This window comes from Lutibacter oricola (assembly GCF_900106565.1).
Lineage (GTDB): Bacteria > Bacteroidota > Bacteroidia > Flavobacteriales > Flavobacteriaceae > Lutibacter > Lutibacter oricola.
Genome location: NZ_FNNJ01000011.1, coordinates 21847 through 40677, shown reverse-complemented (window position 1 = coordinate 40677; position 18831 = coordinate 21847). Strand labels below are relative to the sequence as shown.

Annotated in this window: 12 protein-coding genes; all 12 read right to left on the bottom strand. The window is 31.5% G+C overall.

The window, feature by feature from the left end:
• Window positions 1-66 precede the first annotated feature (66 nt).
• Entirely contained in the window at window positions 67-1695 is a 1629-nt protein-coding gene (locus BLU40_RS15200; RefSeq protein ID WP_090125565.1) for a tetratricopeptide repeat protein, read from the bottom strand.
• 99 nt (window positions 1696-1794) lie between these two features.
• Window positions 1795-4380 (bottom strand): right-handed parallel beta-helix repeat-containing protein, encoded by a 2586-nt coding sequence (locus BLU40_RS15195; protein ID WP_090125562.1) that lies wholly within the window; start codon window positions 4378-4380, stop codon window positions 1795-1797.
• A 174-nt stretch (window positions 4381-4554) separates the two neighbouring features.
• The gene (locus tag BLU40_RS15190; protein WP_090125559.1) at window positions 4555-6000 is read right to left on the bottom strand and encodes a sulfatase family protein; all 1446 of its coding nucleotides are present in this window, start codon (window positions 5998-6000) and stop codon (window positions 4555-4557) included.
• Between the two features lie 26 nt (window positions 6001-6026).
• On the bottom strand, window positions 6027-7322 hold the full coding sequence (locus tag BLU40_RS15185; protein ID WP_090125557.1) for a glycoside hydrolase family 117 protein: 1296 nt from the start codon (window positions 7320-7322) through the stop codon (window positions 6027-6029).
• Window positions 7323-7365: 43 nt separating this feature from the next.
• A complete protein-coding gene (locus tag BLU40_RS15180) occupies window positions 7366-8622 on the bottom strand; it encodes a glycoside hydrolase family 117 protein (RefSeq protein WP_090125555.1) in 1257 nt (418 codons plus the stop codon).
• Between the two features lie 19 nt (window positions 8623-8641).
• Entirely contained in the window at window positions 8642-10363 is a 1722-nt protein-coding gene (locus BLU40_RS15175; RefSeq protein ID WP_090125553.1) for a glycoside hydrolase family 2 protein, read from the bottom strand.
• Between the two features lie 9 nt (window positions 10364-10372).
• Window positions 10373-11494, bottom strand: a complete 1122-nt coding sequence (locus tag BLU40_RS15170; protein WP_090125550.1) for a glycoside hydrolase family protein — start codon at window positions 11492-11494, stop codon at window positions 10373-10375.
• Window positions 11495-11514: 20 nt separating this feature from the next.
• Window positions 11515-13077 (bottom strand): sulfatase family protein, encoded by a 1563-nt coding sequence (locus BLU40_RS15165; protein ID WP_090125547.1) that lies wholly within the window; start codon window positions 13075-13077, stop codon window positions 11515-11517.
• Between the two features lie 9 nt (window positions 13078-13086).
• Window positions 13087-15387: a family 43 glycosylhydrolase gene (locus BLU40_RS17860; protein ID WP_317040142.1), complete on the bottom strand. Its 2301-nt coding sequence runs from the start codon at window positions 15385-15387 to the stop codon at window positions 13087-13089.
• Window positions 15388-15393: 6 nt separating this feature from the next.
• Complete coding sequence (locus BLU40_RS15155) at window positions 15394-16449, bottom strand: LamG domain-containing protein (RefSeq protein ID WP_090125544.1); 1056 nt, start codon at window positions 16447-16449, stop codon at window positions 15394-15396.
• Window positions 16449-17552 carry a glycoside hydrolase family protein gene (locus tag BLU40_RS15150; RefSeq protein WP_245729958.1) on the bottom strand — a complete coding sequence of 368 codons (1104 nt, stop codon included), beginning with the start codon at window positions 17550-17552 and terminating at the stop codon, window positions 16449-16451. The genes BLU40_RS15155 and BLU40_RS15150 overlap by 1 nt, the downstream gene beginning before the upstream one ends.
• A 33-nt stretch (window positions 17553-17585) precedes the next feature.
• On the bottom strand, window positions 17586-18830 hold the full coding sequence (locus BLU40_RS15145) for a family 16 glycosylhydrolase (RefSeq protein WP_090125542.1): 1245 nt from the start codon (window positions 18828-18830) through the stop codon (window positions 17586-17588).
• Between the last annotated feature and the right edge of the window lies 1 nt (window position 18831).

Sequence of the window (18831 nt, the reverse complement as noted above, 5' to 3'; positions counted from 1 at the left end):
TACCTATTAATTTCAATGAAATAGAACAAACCTAGAATTTAAACTAGATTTTAACTAGACTAATAATTAAATGCTATTTATAAACTCTTCTAAATTATCACTTCTACTTAAACCTAATTTTTTTCGAAGTCTGTATCTAGATGAATGTACGCTTTCTACAGAAATACCCAGTAATTTAGCCATATGCTTACTTGGCATATTAAGTTTAACCAAAGCACACATTTTTTGATCTGCAGGTGTTAGTTTAGGAAAATTAGTTTTCAATGTCATATAAAAACTTTGATTAACGGCAGTAAATCTAGCTTCAAATTGTTCCCAATTATTATCATCACTTCCCTTAATTGCTTTCAACATTCTTTTTAAAGAATTCGCATTAATATTACCTTTTTCATCTGCCAATCTCTTTTCAATACTACTAATTAATTCGTCTTTTTCAATAAGTCGCAAAGCAGATTCTGTAAGTTCTTTATTTTTTATTTCTAAAATTTCAGACTGTTGCTTTAATTTTAATTCTTGCTCTTGAAGTTTTAAGCGTTGTTTTTCTTTTAAAATCGATTTTTCGTTCTTGTGTTTATTTCTTAAAAAACGTATAAACACATAACCAAACAGTAATGTAAAAATAAATGAAACAATTAAAATTACTTTTTGAAGAAACCATATTTTATCTTCTGTTTCCAACTCTTTTATACGTTGGTTTTTTTCGAGGCTTTGCTGTTTATCTTTTTCAATTCTAAATTTATCCTTAATTTCTAATAAATGTTGATTGTTTTTACTTCTAGATCCAAATATAAAATCATTCTCCAATTTTGCTAAGTTCAAGTACTTATAAGCTTCTTCATGATTTTTTCTTATTGCATATAAATTAGCTAATGATTCGTACACCAACATTTTATAGTTTAAATGTCGATTGTATTTTGAAGAAAACTCTAAAGATTTTTTATAATACTGAATGCTCTCATCAAAACGATTCATTTTTTTATAAATATCTCCTAAAAGCGCATAAATAACAATTAAATACGAAGGTTGTTTTTCTTTAAAATAAATTGATGATGCATTAATTCTATCTATAGATTTGGTATAATCTCCATTAACAGCTTCAATATAACCTTTCTCTATTTCTAAATAATGACTTTTTACTCTACGCTTAGATTCTGCTCCTAAAGCATAACTACTGTCTATATATTTTTGAGCCATATCAAACTCATTATTCATTCTATATAAATTAATTATAGAAAAATAACTGTTTAAAACATTATTGGGTTCAACTTTGTTAGCTGCCACCAATTTTTTATGAAGTTTTAGTGATAAGTCGAAATATTTTAAAGCCTCTTTATCTCGTTTATAAAAACTGTATAACCAACCTAAACCTCTATAAATTTTAACTTTAGAAATTAAATCGTTCGATTTATCTGCCAATAATAGAGCTTGCCAATAATAATCGTACGATTTTTCGTAGTTTACATTATGACCATGTAAATCTGCTAATTCTATTAAAAAATTAATAGCCTTTACTGTATCTTTTTTTTCTAAACTTAATTCATAGCCTTTATTATAATAATATGCAGAACTATCTAACTCTTTAAACTTTAATGAGTTTGCCTTCTTATATATTTTTTTACTCCAGTTTTGACTATTACAAGTGTAATTTACTAATACACAAAATGTAACAAATAACAATAATTTGTAGAAACGCATATTTATACTTTAATCAATACAAATATATGGATTAAACTTTATTCCTATAAATTGTATTTCTTATACTATTCTATTAATTATCCTTTTCAGATATTTTTATTATTTCTTTATAACTTTTACACTTACAGGTTTTTCGCTCATAACTCTGGCAAAGTATATTCCTGAAGGTTTATTTTTTAAACTTAAACTTATTCTACCTGATTGAATAGTATATAATTTAGATGAAATTAAACGAGAATAAACATCATATATTCTTACAATAATTTCACCTTCCATTACTGGCACTAACAATTGAAAATCTCCATTTGTTGCATTTGGAAAAGCAATTATATCTTCATAAAAATTAATAGTATCGACCAATTCTCCTTCACAATCTTTACTTGTTTTAATTTTAACTTCATCACCTTGATCAACGTTAATAACAAATGATTTATCAAATGTTTGGTATTGCATTTCATTGTTAACAAATACCATAAATGGAGTTGTCCCAGTTTCCATATTAACCGAAAGCTGTCTATTTGCTAAAGATGTTTTACCAGAAATCTCTGAGGCCTGTTTAATTTCAAAATTAAAACACTGACTCTCGGTAAGGTTTTTAACCGAAATACATAATTGGTAAACACCTGGTTCTAAATCTTCAAAGTTAATTTCATTTGTAAAATTTGTATCTACATTATTAAAACTAACAATATAATCTTGAGATATATCTGCAACTATATTAATTTTACCATTGTTCTCGTTAGTACAAGTTTCTGATGTAGTTGTTATCGTAAACAATGCATCTAATACAGACAATGTTTCTCCTTCTCCAGTATCTTCAATGGCATTAACACCTGCTGTCCAATTTGTACCAAATCTTTCATAAGCTCCTATATCTGGTGCACTACCTTTAAAAGGCTTATCAAATCCAGAAATAATCATTCCTGCATCGGTAACAGCACTTCCTGCAGAAGGCATAAAATTTTGATTGTTTGCATCTTCAAACGGAGAAGTGCTAGTTATTAAATTATTTTGAATATCGAAATCTGTTGATGTTTCAGTAAACCAATTTCCTGCACTAGCAAAATTATTATAAATCTTATTATTTTCTTGCGTATAACCATTTACCCAAGAATCCATTGCTCTTTCTGCATTCCAAATAGTATTATGATAAAAATCTAAATCCGTATTATTCCAATTAACTTGATAGCCACTCCAAGACACATTCCATACAACATTATGGTGAACTGTGTATCCTTTACTATTATTATCTAAATAAATTCCTGCAGCTTTAGCTGGGTCACTTGGATTATGAGAGTAATCTGGTGCCGTAGCATCGTGAAACCAATTGTGATGGATTTCATTATTTTTTAAAGATGAATTTCCAACTGTGTAAAAAATACCTGAGTCACTATTAATTTTTTGTGAAACAGAAACATCATTATATGCTATTTCGCAATTAGTACCACTTACATACATACCATCTCTACCTGCATTAAAAATAGTGTTTTTTAATATTTTCATATCGTTTGCACTAGTTCTTATTGGAGATGCGTGAATACCTACATAATCTATATTACTAATATAGTTTTCTTCAACAGTACAATTTGAAGCTGCCCAACCACCAATATTTATACCACTTACAGAACTATGGTCAATAGTACAACCTTTTATTAATGTGTTATCACCCAGAATTTCAATAGCAGCTTCACCTACTTGTGCTGATGTATTAGTTAAGCTATCATGACCTTCGCTACCATGAACTACTTTACAATTTATAATTTGATTATTATCTGCATTATTGTTGATTTTAATACTACCTCCAAAAAAGTTTAAGCCTTCTAATTTAATATAATCTCCTGTTAATTGTGCGGCAAATTTATTAGCAGCATATTCAACAGTTCCATTAGCTGGTATAGAACCATCTGCTGTTTGAAAATATAAGGTTTGCGTATCTTGGTCATAAAACCATTCTCTAGCATAATCTAATGCCTCTAATTTATTAAATAGGTATAATTGTCCACGGTTATTACCAGGATAATCTCGCCATGTAGTTGGGTTGTGAGTACTAAAAGGCCATTTAGTAATATCTACCTCAGTAAAATCTATTCTAGTTGTAGAACTATTAGTAACAGTTCTCGTCCAACTTGCTCCTGAATGTGCCCCTAAATAATATACTAACCCTCCAGTCCAATCTATACTAGGAATATTGTTTGCAATAAAATGTGTTCCATCACCTCCGGTAACTGGAGTACAATTAATAGTCCAACGATTATTATCGGTATTATTTGGCCATCGAGCCAAATCCATAAATTCATTATTATGGTAAACAGCACGAAACCTACTGTCTATAGACATATTTACATTAACTTTGTATATACTACCACTATGAACTTGCCAACCACTTAAAGCTTTTGTTGCTTTAATATCTACGGTTTCTCCATCTGCTGCTTTAAAAGTTAAATAATTGCCGGCTGTTCCATTTTTACTTATTAATAATTCTTCTTCATACACTCCACCTCTAATAATACAAACATCTCCTGCAGACATTACAGAAATTGCTTTACTAAAAGTTTTAAAAGGGCTTTCTATTGTTCCAGTATTAGAATCACTTCCATTTGTAGCAACATAAATATTTTCGGCAGAAACATTTAAGCTGAATAAAATAATTGATAGATAAATAAAAAAACGTAATGTTTTTAGCATAATGATATAATTTTAACTTTAAAGTATATCAATAATAAGACGATAAAGCGTAAAGGAATACAACGATTCGTTTTTTATTAACAACAATTAGTTTTTTAATCCCTTATACGCTATAATTGTTTTTTTATGAAGAGTAGAATACTTTTCTTGTTTAAAATCTACAGTACTTTTATTTTATTTATTCAATAATTTCTCTTCCCAAACTTTTAATATTTCTTCATCCGAAGCGTCTATATTTAGCCCTTTTTTCTTGAAGCCTTTTGCCAAAAACGCATGTGATCCTTGTTTTGCTCTTTCAACAGCATCTGAACTTTCAACAAACATATTTTTTTCAATTATTTTCAATTCTGAAATTAATTTATCAGAAAGTCTTTTTAGAATTTTAGTATGCTCTTTAGATTCAGCTAAATTTTTAAACTCATTTGGATCCTTAGATAAATCATACAATTCAAATTCAGGTCTTGTTTCAGCCATAAATTGATTGTATGGTGCTTTTAATTCTCCTTTTTTATCTAAAACTTTGTACAAAGTAAAAGCAGGATATTGTAATTTTTTATAAGACGTTAATTGCATATAAGGTAACTCTGGCATTCTGTTCCAAATTAGTTTGTAGCGACCATCAGTTATAGAACGAATATTATCAACAGCATCTCCACAACGTTGACGAAAACCAAACATATATTCTCTTTTTTCACCGTTTAATACATCTTTTCCGTGCATATATTCTGGAACTTCAATTCCAGCTAATTTTAATGAACTAGCAGTAACATCAACTAAACTTATCAAGTCTTGTTTAATTTCACCTGCATTCATTTTTTTAGGATAACGAACAATTAACGGAATTGCCAAACCACCTTCATATAACCATTGTTTATCACGTAAATGTGGACGGCCGTGATCTCCAAATAAAATAACAATAGTGTTATCCGCCAATCCTTCTTTTTCCAATCTATCTAAAATATAACCAACTCTCTTATCGGCAGTTTGAACACTTTCTAAATACAGTTTCCAATCTGCTCTAATTATTGGATGATCTGGATAAACTTCAGGAATTGTAATTTTTTCAGCATCTAAAGGATGTTCTTTATCTTCAACAAAAACTCTATGTGGTTCGTGAATTTGAACTTGTGCAAAAAATGGTTGTCCTTCTGCACGTTGATTCCAATCAGTACCATCAAAAAAGTTTTTACCTGAAAAATTGTAATCTTCTTTACCGTTTTTAGTCATTTTATGTGCCCAACCATTGGTACAGAAATATCCTTCTTTTCTAAATAGTTCCATAATTGGAACAATTCCTTCTTCTAAAGGAACTCTATCCATTGTTCGGTGGTTTAGTAAATTATAGGCACTAGGGTAAGTTCCTGTAATTTGTGACGAACGACTCGCAGAACAAACTGGCGCATTAGAATATGCATTTACATATTTTACACCTTGTTTTGCCAATTTATCCATATTTGGTGTGTATACATCTGGATTTCCGTAGCAAGCCAGTTCTCTACCTAAATCATCACAATTAATCCAAAGAATGTTTGGTTGAACTTTAACTTCTTTTTTTGAAGTACAAGAAACCGCTACAGTAACTAAAAATATAGCTACAACAAATTTTAAAATATTATCCATTATTAATTTTTTTTGATGAAATTCTTCTATCTACCTTCAGGATTTTTTCCTATACTTCCCATTCCTTGTGCAAAATAAACCTCTGGTCTATGCCATACACCTGTTTTTTTCAACATTGGTTCGTTATAATCTAGGCTTAAATCACAATCAAAACGAGCCATTATAGAATATCCTTTTTTAGGTTTTCCTGCATTTACAAAATGACATAATCCCCAAGTAAAACCTCTTCCATCAGTTGTATTTGTAAAAGCATCTGCAACAAATGGTGCCGCCGCCGTTGGAGTTAATGAAACTGCTGAAGCAATTTTAAAATTAACACCATCTTCAGAATATTGAATAGTTTCACGTTCATTACCATCTTTAATTGCTAAAGTGGCAATACCACCTTTAAAAGGCCAATAAGTAGTTTCGTGTCCAGATTGCATAACTGGATTTAATGGATGTTTTTTAAATGGACCTAATGGATCTTCACCAATTGCCAATCCGTGCCCAACAGCATAATTATTTCTGTTATCTGGCCATTTGTTATATGCAGCTTTATAATAAATATAAATTTTTCCTTTGTAAACAATTGGATGCGGATCGTGTGTTGCATTTCTATCCCAATCAGTCTCTTTTCCAAAAGGAATCACTTTATCTCCTCCGTGAGTCCAAGGTCCATTTGGAGAATCGGCATATGAAACAGAAACTGGACATAAATCTCCTCTTAATCCACTTGGTTCATCAAATGCTTGATAATATAAGTAGTACTTACCTTTCCAAACCAAAATATCTGGTGTTGCAACCGAACGCCATCCAGATTTAGGTTTTTCTGGTCTTGTAACTGCCGCTCCTTGCTCTTCCCAAGTTGTTCCATCTTTACTTGTAGCATACCAAATATCACATAAATCCCAATCTGTTGAAGGGATTTCATCAGTAGCTTCTTTTGCTCTATTCCATCCAATTGGCGGTACCTTTGTATGTCGTTTTGTATACCAAATGTAATACGTTCCATCAACCAAAATTGGTCGTGAAGGATCTCTTCTTGAAATAGTTCCATCACCGTTATTATAATCAAATCCCTTTAAACGTGTATATTTAAACTGGCTAAACAACTCATTATCTTGCACTCTTGGAGTTGAATATTCAAACATTCTTTCTGAAGCAGTACTCATTTCAATGTTTGGCTTTTCAGAAGGCATTTTAAAAGGAAACATTGTTTTAGCCTTTGCTTCATTTTTATCAATAGCTTCTGATTTTACTTTATTTTCTGAACAAGAAAAAAGGGTTCCAATAACTAATACAAGAAATCCTATTTTTTGAAGTTTATTTATTCTTTTCATTTTTATATTTTATTTTATTATTAAAACTGAAACTTTAATACACCTATTTACTTGTATTAAAAATTCGCTCCTTTTGTTTTTTACTTAAACCTTGTTTAAAATAATGATCCATATCGTAATGAGTTCTGGTTTCTTTCATTTCGTGGTCATCAATAGTTCTACTTAAATCACAATCAAATCTAGCTAAAATGGAATGTGGATTCACTTTTGGTTTTCCTGCATTTATAAAATGACATAATCCCCAAGAAATTCCTTGTCCATCTTTGGTATCCGTAAATGCATCAGGTACATAAGGAGCCGATGCAGCAGGAACCAATGATAAAATTGAAGCAATTTCAAAATTTACCCAATCTTTGGCATATTGAATGGTAAAATGCTCGTTTCCATCTTTGGCAACAATAGCAGCTACACCTTCTTTAAAAGGAAACAATGTTAATTCATGTCCTGAATTTAATACAGGATTCAGTTCATATTTTGTGAATGGCCCTAAAGGATTATCGGCAATGGCTAAACCACCAGCTACCCAAACATTACCAGGCCTGTTGAATGCCGATTTATAATATAAATATATTTTTCCATCATGAACAATTGGATAAGGATCGTGAATTGCGTATTGATCCCAAGCTCCTTTTGGACCAGTAGGAATCACAATTTCATTTGTTGGAGTCCAAGGACCATCTGGTGAATCTGCATATGAAACTGCAACAGGGCAATAATCTCCTTTTTTACCACTAGCTTCCATAAAACCTTGATAGTATAAATAATACTTGCCTTTCCATTTTAAAATATCAGTAGTTGCAACAGCTCTCCAACCTACATTAGGTTTAGGTGGTCTTGGTACAGCAACTCCTTGTTCTTCCCAAGTTAAACCATCTTTACTAGTAGCATACCAAATTTCAGCTAAATCCCAATCTGTAGAAGGGATAGTATCGTTACATTTTTTAGGTCCCATTGGAATAGTTGGAGTATTACGATAGGTGTACCACACATAATATTTCCCATTTTCAAAAATTACTTTTGAAGGATCTCTTCTACTTACTGTTCCGTCATGATTGTTGTAATCAAAACCTTTTAGTTTTGTGTATTTAAATTTGGTGTACAACTCATTATCTGCTGGGTGAATGGCACTATAATTATTGAAGCTACGCTTCATTGCAGCACTCATTTCAATATTTGCAGTTTCCTCTGTTACAGTATACGGAAATGGTTTAATCTCTTTTTTCTCTGTGTTTTTTTCATTGGAACAAGATGCTATTACAATTAATAAAACAGTTGCTATATATGGTAAAATGGTTTTCATTAGTATTTTTTAATTTAAGTTAATCTTGCCACTCTTTGTAAACTTCTTGGAGTTGATAATAAGCTTTCTTTCTATTGCGTTTTTCATCAACAATTCCCCATTCTCTAAACCCAGAATCTGGAGTACCTTTATAATTACTTCTATAATCATTATAACTCCAAATAGAAATCCCTGTTACATATGGATAGTTTTTTAGATTCTTCATAAAATCAATCAAATCTTCTTGTAATTGCGCGTCAGGTGCTGGTCCTATTTGCCCTCTTCCAATTTCTGAAACAAAAATGGGTTTATTAGGAAATTTCTCATAAACATTTTCTATTATTTTTATAGCATTTCCATAGCTATTTACACATAGAAAATCTAAATTCTCATAAGGTTCATTGCCTATTTCACCTCCTTGATATGAGGTATTACTCACATAGGTTTTAAGCCTTGAATTATCTAAAGAGCTTGTATAATCAATCATTTCATTTACATACTCATATTGATCATTTGTAAGGTGTTGCATTCCCCATTTAGGCTCCGTAGTTCTCAATTCATTTCCAACACTCCACGCCACAACACTTGGGTGATTGTAATCTCGCTCAATCATTTCTTTCATCCATTTTTTTGTTAATGGGTTATTAGGTTTAGATTGCGGGTCATTTTCTCCCCATACAGGAATTTCTTCAACCAATAAAAAACCAATACTATCGCAAAATTTCAATATATTTTTAGAAAGCGGAGCGTGCATTAATCGTGAAAAATTACAACCTAAATTATTTTTAATGTCTAACAAATCACTTTTTATTAAATGGTCTGGTTCTGTATTTCCATAATCTGGATGGTCGTGAACACGATTTACTCCATTCATTCTTACAGCTTTATTATTTAAGAAAAATTGCTCTCCACGAACTTCAAATTTTCGAACGCCAAATTTGTCTGAAACCGAATCTACTCTACTATTTTCAACTTTTACGATACTATTTAATTCATATAAATATGGATTATTAAAATGCCAAAGTTTTACATTAGCCAATTCTTTTTGAAATTTTATTGATGAAATAGCATTTGATTTCGCTTTAATTAACATTTCTAAAGAATCAACTTCAACACCATTAATATTGGAATAAACTTTTGCTGAAGCTTCTTTATTTCCGTTATTTTCGAGTTTATATTTAATTGTATAATTTACTTTATTATTTACAAAATCTGGTTCAGAAGTTATGTGTTGATAAATTATTCTTACCTCTTCAGTTGCAAATAAATTAACATCTCTACTTATACCTCCCCAAGCCCACCAAGCTCCACGTTTATAAGAATTATCTGCCATAACAACTATAGAATTTAAATTACCAGTAGTTACTTTATCAGTAATATTAAATTCAAAAGGCGTGTAACCACCAATATGTTTTCCTAATAATTCTCCGTTTAACCAAACTTTAGCAGTTTCATAAACAGCATTAAATTTTAGATGAATTTGTTTTTTTTCCCAATTAGTAGGCACTTTAAACTGTTTATAATAATATCCCTTTCCTTCATATTCTGAATATCGCTTACGAGTATCCCAATTTCCAGGAACTTGTATCGTGTCCCATTGAATATCCTTATTTTTTACAATGGAGTTTTCGTTCAATTTATTAGATGCAATAAACTGCCAAGTACCATTTAATGATAGCTGATTATTAGAATTCTCTTCTTGAGAACTAGTACAAGCCGTAACTAAAAAAAGTAGTATGAGAATGTTAAAAAGTGCCTTCATAATTAAAATTTATTCTTTAGTAACTTTTAAAGGAATTTGAATGTTAAATGAATTTCTAACTTTATTCACTAACGTATCAGCTGCACACATTAAAGCAATTGCTTCTCCATTTTCAACCACAACTTGTGGACGTTCTAAATGTGTAAACTGTTGCTCTCTTCCATTTTCCCAAGTAACAATTCTATCCGAAATTTCGTGGTGTTTTGATGGTTTCCAATCCAATCCATCTTTTGAATCATATTGAACTAAAGAGAATACACGCTTTTTGCCAACATGCTTAATTCTTTTTACAATAGCTCTGTATTTCCCATCTTGATGCCAGATATATGGATCTTCAGCAGGAAAACGTTCTCCTTTAATTTCAAAAGCTAATTTTTCTTGCTTTACAAACGGACCTGTTGGGCTATCAGCAATTGCAACCATATGAACAACTGGACCTCCTTGAGGTAATGGAAATTTTTTACCTACCGCTTTGTACACCATTAAAACTCTACCATCAGTCATTTGACAAACAGACGGGTTTGAAGTCATTAAAGCATCAGGAGCATCCTCATTATTATATGTAATGTCTAAAACTGGCTTGTCGAATCGTTTCCAAGGTCCGTTTGGAGAATCTGCAACTGCAACTCCAATGCGCTGATTGTTACGGTGCATCCAATTTATTTTAGCCTTTCCAGGAACACTTACAATTTTTTTATCTCCAAAATTACCCATATAATACAGGTAATATTTTCCGTTCATTTTATGAACTGTTGGATTGTGGGTTGCCGAACCATCCCAAAATTTTTCTCCTCGTTCGTCTAAAGCAATATCCACATGTTTAAATGGTCCGAAAGGTGATTTTGATGTAGCGTGTGCAACTTCAGAATAGTTTACCCATTCCCAACCTATTTTTTTTGGCCAACGTGCATATAACATATGGTACAAACCATCTTCTCCTTTTACTACTGAACCTCCCCAAATACTTATAGAATCTCCTCCACTAAATACAGACTTTGGAGATACTTTTCCAAACTCAATTTTAAAATCAATTTCCTTTTGAGGAACTTCTTTTTCAACCGTTTTTTTAGGTTTCTCTCCACAAGAAACTAATACGAATACTGCTAATACTAGTGTTGCTAAATATTTCATGTTGTTTATTATTTTAGTAATTATAAATTGTTTTTTGGTACGTTATACATTTTTTGAAGCTTGTTTAATTCCTTTTTTAAAAGCGCTATTTCTTTTTTATATATTGAATTTTTATATTGATTTTTCATTTCTGAAGGATCTTTCTTTAAATCGTAGAATTCCCATTCACCAATTTCATAAAAGTATATTAACTTAAATCTTTTCGTTACTACTCCTTGATGTTTATGAATATCGTGTCCTCCAGGATAATCGTAATATTGATAGTACAAACTTTTTCTCCAATTTTTTGCTTTTCCTTTACTTAGAATTGGCACCAAACTTTCTCCTTGCATATCTGATGGAATTTCAACTCCTGCAAAATCTAAAATAGTTGGTGCGTAATCTATATTTTGAACCAATTGTTTGCTAACTATTCCTTTAGTTCGTATTGACGGACAAGAAACAATAAGTGGTGTTCTAAATGCTTCTTCATACATCATACGTTTGTCATACCAACCGTGTTCTCCTAAAAATAATCCTTGATCCGAAACATAAATAACCAACGTATTTTCTTCCAAACCAGCAGTTTTCACATAATCCATTAATCTACCAACATTATCATCAACAGATTTTACACAACCTAAATAGTTTTTCATAATTCGCTGATATTTCCAACGAATTAAATCTTCTCCTTTTAAATTAGCCTTTAAAAAAGCTTCATTTTTTGGATTGAAAACTTTATCAAAACTTGCTTTTTCTTCATTACTTAATCTTCCATAAGCACGCTTCCAAAGTGTGCCTCCAAAATCTTCATACCTGTTTGGTTTCTCTTTCATTTCAGACCAAAGTTGACAATACCAACCCATTGGCATTTCTCCAATAGTCATATCTGTTTCTTTAACTCCCAATCCATTTCCTGAATGATCATCAAATAAATTAGTTGGTTCTGGAATTTCAATAGCATCAAATGTGGTTAAATATTTTACAGGTGGCAACCAATTTGCGTGCGGTGCTTTATGCCCAACAATCATCATAAAAGGTTTCTCTTTTTCTCTTTCAGCATCTAACCAATTTATTGCTTTATCAGTAATTACATCGGTTACATAACCTTCACTTCTGGTAACTCCTTCTTTAGTTTTAAAATCTGAATTGTAATAATCTCCTTGTCCAATTAAAACATCCCAATTAGAAAAACCTTCTGGACTATTTTTCAAATGCCATTTGCCAAAAAATGAAGTTTCGTATCCGTTTTTTTGAAGAATATTAGCAATTGTTGGCTGACTTCCATCAAACTTTTCTTTTAAGGTTTTTATTCCGTTTAAATGACTGTGTTTTCCTGTAAGCATTGTTGCTCTAGATGGCGCACAAATAGAATTCCCAACGTAACTTCTTTCAAAACGAACTCCACTATTGGCCAATTTGTCAATATTTGGAGTTGGAGCAATGTTAGCTAAACGATGATTATAAGCACTAATTGCTTGGTAAGCGTGATCATCGGTTATTATAAGAATTATATTTTTTTGAGAATTACTCTGACTTATTCCTAAAAAAGAGAAAGCATAAAAAACAATTAACAAACTATATTTTAATATTCTTGTTTTCATTTATTCAATTTAATTTTTGCTATCCGTTTTATTGTTTTCTTCTTGAATTCTTTCAATTTGTTTTTCACTCAGTCCCCAACGAAAATAATCTTCAGGATTCCATCTATTATTGTGATGCTTCATTTCAGGATCATCAACATCAAGACTTAAATCACAGTCAAATCTATATAATTCTGAATGCCATTTATCACTATTTTTCCCTTTAAAATTAATAAAGTGACCAATTCCCCAAGTAATTCCTCGTCCGTTTTTATTATCTAAAAAGGCATCTGGTATATAAGCATTTGGACCAATTGGCATCATTTCAGTTATAGACATAATTTCAAAATTAACCCAGTCTTTAGCATATTGAATTGTAAAGTGCTCAGATCCATCACGAATTGTCATTGAAGCCAAGCCTTCTTTCCAAGGAAAAAAACAAATTTCGTGACCTGAATTCTGAACTGGATTTAATTCGTGTTTCTTAAACGGTCCTAACGGATCATCTGCTATTGCTAATCCTATTCCACTCCAAACAGTTCCTGGACGATTAAAGGCTGCTTTATAATACACATATATTTTTCCGTTATGAACCAAAGGTGTTGGAGCTTGTATCGCAAATTGATCCCATTCTCCTTTTGCTCCAGTAGGAATTACGGCTTTATTAACGTGCGTCCAAGGTCCATCAGGTGAATCTGAAAACGCTACACTAACAGGACAATAATCTCCTCGTTTACCACTTGCCTCTGTAAAAGCCTGATAATAGATATAATATTTCCCTTTAAATTTTAATACATCTGGAGTTGCTACTGCTCTCCAACCTGGAGTTGGATATGGAGGACGTTTAACAGCAACTCTTTGTTCTTCCCAATGAAAACCATCTTTACTTGTAGCATACCAAATTTCAGCTAAATCCCAGTCTGTAGAAGGAATTTTATCCGTTGCTAAATGTGCATTTCTAGCTCCAACTGGTGGAGTTTTAGTATCTCGCTTGGTATACCAAACATAATATTTTCCATTTTCTTTAATTATTTTTGAAGGATCTCTACGCGTAATAGTTGCATCTCCATCATTATAATCGAACCCAGTAAGTTTTGTGTATTTAAACTGACTATACAACTCATTTTCAGCATTTACATGCGATGGATATTGATTAAAACTTCTATTCAAAGCAGCACTTAATTTACGTTCTTTAGAATATTCAGTTACCTGATAAGGAAAGACATCTGTACTTGGTTTTGGAGTTTTTAAAGGTATAACTAATGAATATGATATTTCACTGTCTTTTGGTAAAATGGCTATAATTAATGCTTTTGGAATTCCATTTTCCATATAGAACTTAGGCATATCCGCAGTACGTGCTGTTTTTGTAGTAGTACCATCTGTCCATTTAATTTCACCTGCTTTTAAAACTAAAAAGTTTTTGGCTGGTTTCCACTTTAATCCCAAATCATCACCTTCAAACAACATTGTTGAACCATTAGGATAATCACTCCAAGCACCACGTGAATCTTTTGCAATGCAATAGTAATTTCCGTTGTAAACCCATTCTAAATGATCATCTATTGCAAAACTTGCTGTTGGGTGCGTAATAAAAGGAACTCCCGTATCTACAAAAGGTCCCATTGGTGAATTAGAAAGAGAAGTTACGTGAACAACCTTTCCATTTTTAAATTTTTCGTTTGGTTCTACATATTTATATGCTAACAAAAACTTACCATCAGTACGTTTTGAAATAGTTGGAGTTGAAGTCATCATTCTATCTCCTGTAACATCAATTAATGGTTTATCAAAACGTTGCCATTCACCATTTAAATCGTCAGCTACAGCTAATCCAACGCGTTGATTATTTCTATTTATCCACCATTCTTTATCTGTATATTTTGGCATAACTGAGTCTGCAGTTTTATCCCAAAAACCACTTCCTTTGTTTCCCATATGGTATAAATAATACTTCCCATTGTGCTCCAATACGTGAGGATTATGAGTACAATCACCATCCCAATATTTTTTACCTCTAGGCGGCAATACTAAATTTTTAAATTTATAAGGACCCGTTAAATTATCGGAAACGGCGTGTGCTATTTCAGAATGTGTAACCCAACCTAAATGCCCTCTAGATTTTAACCAACGTGAATAAATTGCGTGGTATTTACCATCTTTTCCTTTTAAAATATTTGTTCCCCAAACATTATAGTCTTCTTCTTCAATAATATTTTCTTTATTAAATTTTTCAGGAAGCAACTCTTTAAAATCGAAATCTGCTTGTGCAAAACCAATAAAGGTTACAAAAAATGAAAAAACAGAAATTACACTACTTTTAAGATTCATAATTTATTATTTTTTTATAGTTTGAATTGGAGAAAAATCTTTCTTAATTTTTCCTCCTCCTTGTTTTACTCCATTTTCCCAATTCCAATCAATATCTCTAGTACTTTTATGGCGGTAATACCTAAAGAAATCAAAATCTACAGACAAATCATTTATAGTATGCGTATTTGTTCCATCTTCAACTTTAGCAAGCACATACCTGGCTACAATGTTTCCTAATAACCAAAACGCAGGTTTTCTAGCATTCTTTCCAATAGTACTAATAGTGTATTTGCTTTCTGGATTTGATTCATCTTCATCTACAAATTTTACAACTCTTTTCCCCATATGTACCCATTCTCCATTTTTCCATTCCCACAGTTTTATATATTCAGGTGTATACTCTAAACCTACGGTTTGCCAAACAGGATTATAAGTTTGAAAAGGACCTTTTGTCATAATTGCTTTTTCAGCACCTTTTCCTTTAGTTATCACTTTTCGCTTTACACCTTTACTATCTTTTAATCTTGCGGGTGCATCACTGCTCCAACCATTTGCTCCATTTTCCCACTCCATAAAATCAATTTCTGTCCAAAAATCTTTGTTTTTTATTGAGCTCCTTTTTACTCCATCAGTATTATTATTTATAGCACACCAAACTGCTGGATGCCAAACTGAACCTTTCTCTTTTACATCTTCAGTATCAAAACCTCTAAATCTAAATTTCACTGTATAAAACCCATAAAAAGCTGACGCATTACTAACTAAACCAGCTGTTTTTGGGGATCCTTTTTCCGTAGTTGCTTTTATTGAAACAAAATTGGTTGTTACACCTTTATTAGTTTCCTTTTCCATTACAACCAAAGATTTGTCTGCAACATAATTTTCTATTGAAGCTCCTCCTGTATTTCTTCTTCCCCATTTATTAGTATTCAATTTTTTACTATTAAATTCATCTGAAATACTATTATCTCTATAAGTTTCATACTGATTTCCATTTTCAGAAAGTTGCTGTGGTGTTTGAGCATTGGAAACTTGCCAAATACTTAAAAAAGCAATCAATATTTTTATAGAATTTTTCATTATTGTTTAGTTTTAATTGGAATTTGAACATTAAAGGATTGAAGAACACCAGCACTATCTTTAACATCTGAAGCACATACAAGAACTTTAGGAATTCCGTTTTCTAAATAAACTTGAGGTCGTTCTAAATGGGCTACTTTCTGCACTGCTCCATCTTCCCACTTAATTTCTAATTTTGAAACCAATGCATTTTTCGATAGTTTCCAATCAAAGCCATCTTCAGATTCAAATAAAACCAATGCCTGACCAGCATCTGTAAATGCTCCATGCATATCTTTTAAAATAGCTCTATATTTTCCAGCTTCATACCAAATAAATGGATCTTCAGCAGGAAAATCATGTCCTTCTGCTAAAAATACTGGTTTTCCATATTTAACAAACGGTCCTGTTGGACTTTCAGAAGTTGCTACACAATGTACCACCGGTCCTCCCCAAATTCCTTTTTTCTTTTTCCCAACAGCCTTGTACACCATTAAATAACCACCATCTGGTCTTTTAGTAATTGATGGATTGCTCACCATCAAAGCATCAATAGCTGTGCTGTCCTTACTTACATCAACCAAGGGTTTATCAAAGCGTTTCCACGGTCCGTTCGGACTATCGGCAACGGCTACACCAATTCGCTGATTATTTCTATGAATAGGGTTTAATTTTATTTTTCCTGGCTTACTGTAAATCTTTCCATCTCCAGTATTTCCCATATAATACAAGTAGTATTTGTCGCCAAACTTATGTACTGTTGGGTTATGCGTACACAAACCATCCCATAATTTTGAATCTCTAATTTCTAAGGCAACATCTTTGTGTTTAAAAGGTCCAAAAGGCGATTTTGAAGTTGCATGTGCAATTTCAGAATGCGAATCCCAAACCCAACCTAAATCTTTTTTCCATCGAGAATAAAACATATGATACAAACCATCATTACCTTTTGTAATAGATCCTCCCCAAATACTCATTGTATCACTCTCAAATTTTGAGAATTTAGCAACTTCTCCCAATTCAACTTTAAAATCTGATTTTTTTATTTCTACAGTTTTTTTGGGCTGTTCTTTACAAGAACTTAAAAAAGTAACTGTTATTAAAAATAGTGTTAGAAATCTCATTTTGTGCTTTTTAAATAATGTATTTATTAATTCTTATTGCTTCTTTTTATAATATCTTACATAATCTACCTTCATAGATTTTCCATCTATTTCGTCGGTAACTGAACCGGACCATTTTATAATGGCAAGACTTAACCAAATAGGAGTTTCACTAAAACAAAATGTATTTTTTTCTCTTCTAATTTCTTCTCCATTAAAGTAAAATACAATCTCGTTTTCATTCCATTCTAAACCATATGTTTGATAATCTTTAGCAAAATTGCTACTTTTCTCAACATCTAAAGTTGCAATATCTTTCCATACACCATTTTTAAAATATTGTACTTTATAATTGGACATTAAATCGTGCCAATTTCCCTTACTATTCCAACCATTAATAAATTGAATGCAACCAATAGTAATGTTTTCTTTCCATTCAAATTCAATCCACTTGTCTCCTTTTATTTGTGAAATCCAAGAAGTTTCAATTTTACCATCAGCTAAACCATATTCGGATTTTTGATTTTTAAATGAACCACTTGAAGTTATTTTCACATCATTTTTTCTAACATAATTAACCAAACCATCCACATCATTATCTGCTGAATTAGACAATGTTTCAGGAAACGTTTCGGTTTGTGTTCCATAAACTCTAAACTCTCTAAGGTGAAATTTTGAATTGCTTTTAGAAATTAGTCTAACTTTTTTTGTTTCAATTGGAATTTCTAACTGAAACGAATAATCTGGCTTTGCGCCATATGAAAATCCTTTATGGCTTGAAGGATGCGTTTTTTTCCCATTTTGATTATACGTAAAGTCTGACCAGTTATGAATATTTGTATTTACTTCATTTGGAAAATGTCCTTCGTTTATATCAATTTCAAATCTTTTACCTTCAGTTGGCTCACCTCCTCTTGTCATTAACCAAAAAGAATTGTTGGTTGCCGTTGCTCCTGCATACTTATAACGACATTCAAAATATCCATATTTGAATTTCTTTTTACTCCAAATATTACCTGCGGTCCATTCCTGTCCTCCTCTGTTTTCTTTTCGTGCCTGTAACTCTAAAACACCATTTTTCACCACTGCATTTTCTCTCCACCTACTGCATAAAATATGTCCGCTTGGGCCATTTTGAGATTCCCAATTTTTATCTAGTTTTTTATTACTATAATCAAACTCATCTTGCCAAACTAAATCCCATTCATTCAAATTGATTTTATTAACTGTTTGTTGAGCTTTAAGTTGCAAAAAACTAAAAACTAATATAATTGAAACTATTACAGATTTTAAGTTCATA